This window comes from Actinomyces sp. ICM47 (assembly GCF_000278725.1).
Taxonomy (GTDB): domain Bacteria; phylum Actinomycetota; class Actinomycetes; order Actinomycetales; family Actinomycetaceae; genus Pauljensenia.
Map to the genome: position 1 here is coordinate 1 of NZ_ALCA01000117.1, position 2513 is coordinate 2513.

Genomic DNA, 2513 nt, shown 5'->3' on the forward strand with positions numbered 1-2513 from the left:
GCCACAAGCTCACCCCACGTCAACAAGAACGACTCCGAGAGGCCTTCACGGCAGATGAGGCGCATATCAGCGTCGAAGTCGCTTACCTGCTCACCCAGCAAGTGCGCGAGGTCTTCCACCAAGACACACCCGCCCAAGGCCAACGCCTGGCCGCACACCTCATCGAGAGCCTACCAACGTGTCCCATCCCCGAAATCGCCCGACTGGGTCGGACCCTACGCAAATGGAAGGACGCACTCGACGCCTACTTCGACACCGGCGGAGCCAGCAACGCACCACACCGAAGCCATCAACGGAATCATCGAACTAGGCAGACGCACCGCCAGAGGCTACCCCAACCCCACCAACTACCAACTCCGAATGCTCCTCATAGCAGGAGGCCTAGACGCCTCCACCCACACCCAACTCTGAAGAGCCCCTTATCTGCTCACTCGTTGATTATCTGAAGACGTGTCTCGCGGTGAGAGCGCTTTTCCTTATGCATTAAAGAGGTTCCTGCTTCGTAGTTGGGTACTTGTTGGTGAAGTAAAGAGGTATAGTACTCTAAAATACGTTCCTCAGAATGACTTTCTGTTAGTGACCAGAGGGATCTAGCTGTCTGTCACTAGTTCTAGAAAATCGTTGTAAAGATAGTCGTCGTCTTCGTCACGTTTGCCTTCGGAATGTAGCCACTCAGCAAGTGTGCGCCACTCTGTGCGAGTTTCTTTGTTTGTGGCATTCCCATTAAATATACTGCATAGAATTGCTTCACTGCGACCAGCTCTTCGAACCTGATTCCACTTATTTTCCTGAATGGCATTGCGAAGATTTGCGACGTTATCTGGTGAGAGTAACTCGCTACATTGTTCAAGTCTGCTAAGATTATTCTCTGCTGTGCGAAACGTTGACGAACGTTTCACGTGGTCTATTATGGTCGGTATAAACATCTTGTGACTAATTGTATCTTTAAGGGCAATGTCTAGCTGCTCAGTCGTCAGTTCAGACAATGCAATATTGCGAATCTCATTCACTTCATTGTTGACCATTGTTTCGCAGACAAAGAACCCCTCATTTACTAGTGTTTCTGATTTGCAGTGATCGAGTAGTTTCAATAATCTTGATTTTGCCGTCTCAGGCAATGCTCTCCAGAATGCGGGAGTTCCACCGTATGCTCCACTTGCGCGAATGAGTTGAGGATCTTTCAGTATTCCCGATTCTTCCCAAGCTTTAAGAGTCGAAGATAGGTTATTTTCAAATTCTAATGGAGCCTCCTTAATTATTGCCAATGCTGGACCGAGTGCTCGCCTTGCGATCTGTTTATTTCCTTCAGGTGGGCGAATGCTCTGCTTGATTAGTAATATAATCATATTTCTTCTTGCACTCTTACGTGCTTGATGAAAGAACCTTTCAAGAAAATAATCACCGTCATTTGGCCATGACTCTCTGTTCATCTCTTCTTCGAGCATGGATAATAGGCGCTTACCGGCAAGTGGTCGCTGTGAAAATACGGCGCGACTTGCTGTTACTAAGTGAGCCCGAACTGCTTCTGCGTCTGGAACGAAGAGGTCGCTTTCATTTATAAATCCAGGGTGTGCGCAGAGGTTTCGGTCTTCGTTCAGGCGCTCGAGCTCAACTATTTCCCTTGGTAAGAGGATTTGTAGAGACTTACTTGCGGTTTTGAGAATGTTTCTCTCGTATTCCTGAACCTTAGCGACGGTCTGATTATTCAGAGCTCTGTCGAGGTTTTCAATAATACTTTTTGCTTCTCCGTCACCGGCTTCTGCTAAGGTGCGTATCTTTCCTGTGAGGTCAGTTACGACGGCGGTCCAAAGTGATACAATCGCAGCTCGGTAAGCGCCGGCCTCATAACACTTTATTACTTCGGCTATAAGTGGACGGATGTGTTTATTATCAATGTCATGCTGTATCTGTTCAAGGTCTTTTAAAGCCATTACTTGCAACCTCGCTTGTGTATATGTGGCGGTGAGACATGTCATTATCAACACTATGCTGTGATCGATGGCACGTTCGCTAATTTATCATGAGTTTGTCAGCGTAATGTGAGGCTGCCGTTGCAAGACTTAGATTGTGATGTTTGTGACAAGCTGGTTTAGTAGTGATGATCGTGCATGTTTTCGGTACGTGATGTTTGTGTGGAGTAGGTATCTGTCGGAGGTTTAGCTTGTTTGGCTTCTAACGTTGGTGGTTACGGTGAGGGCGTCGTATCACGCTTTCTCTGATTTGCGTGGCTAGTGTAGACCCGGTTCGGGTTCAAGGGTCGTGTTCTGTTGAGGGGTGTGACCTCATCGGAATAGCCTATTGACTTGCCCACATTACGTGTGCTGCTCGTAGTCGCTCAATACATCAGACCAGATCTACAATGGTTGTTCCGTCCCGTTTTGAACGCTTTTCCAGACGTTTCCCTTACCGTCAGGTGGGTAGCAAGATCCTCGCCGAAAGTGAATTACGCTGTGTGTCCTGTTGCTTCGTAGCGTCGACATGACGGTTGTTAACCGCGTTCTTGTCCATTTCGA

At 47.8% G+C, this 2513-nt stretch carries 1 protein-coding gene and 1 pseudogene; one reads left to right on the plus strand and one right to left on the minus strand.

The annotated features are described in order from the left end of the window. Positions 1 to 411: pseudogene (locus HMPREF1136_RS10735) on the plus strand (ISL3 family transposase); the annotation flags it as partial. Positions 412 to 590: 179 nt separating this feature from the next. Here the strand turns inward: HMPREF1136_RS10735 and HMPREF1136_RS10950 are convergent. Continuing rightward, positions 591 to 1931, minus strand: coding sequence for a hypothetical protein (locus HMPREF1136_RS10950; RefSeq protein WP_009648924.1), 1341 nt, complete (start codon positions 1929 to 1931; stop codon positions 591 to 593). Positions 1932 to 2513: the final 582 nt, after the last annotated feature.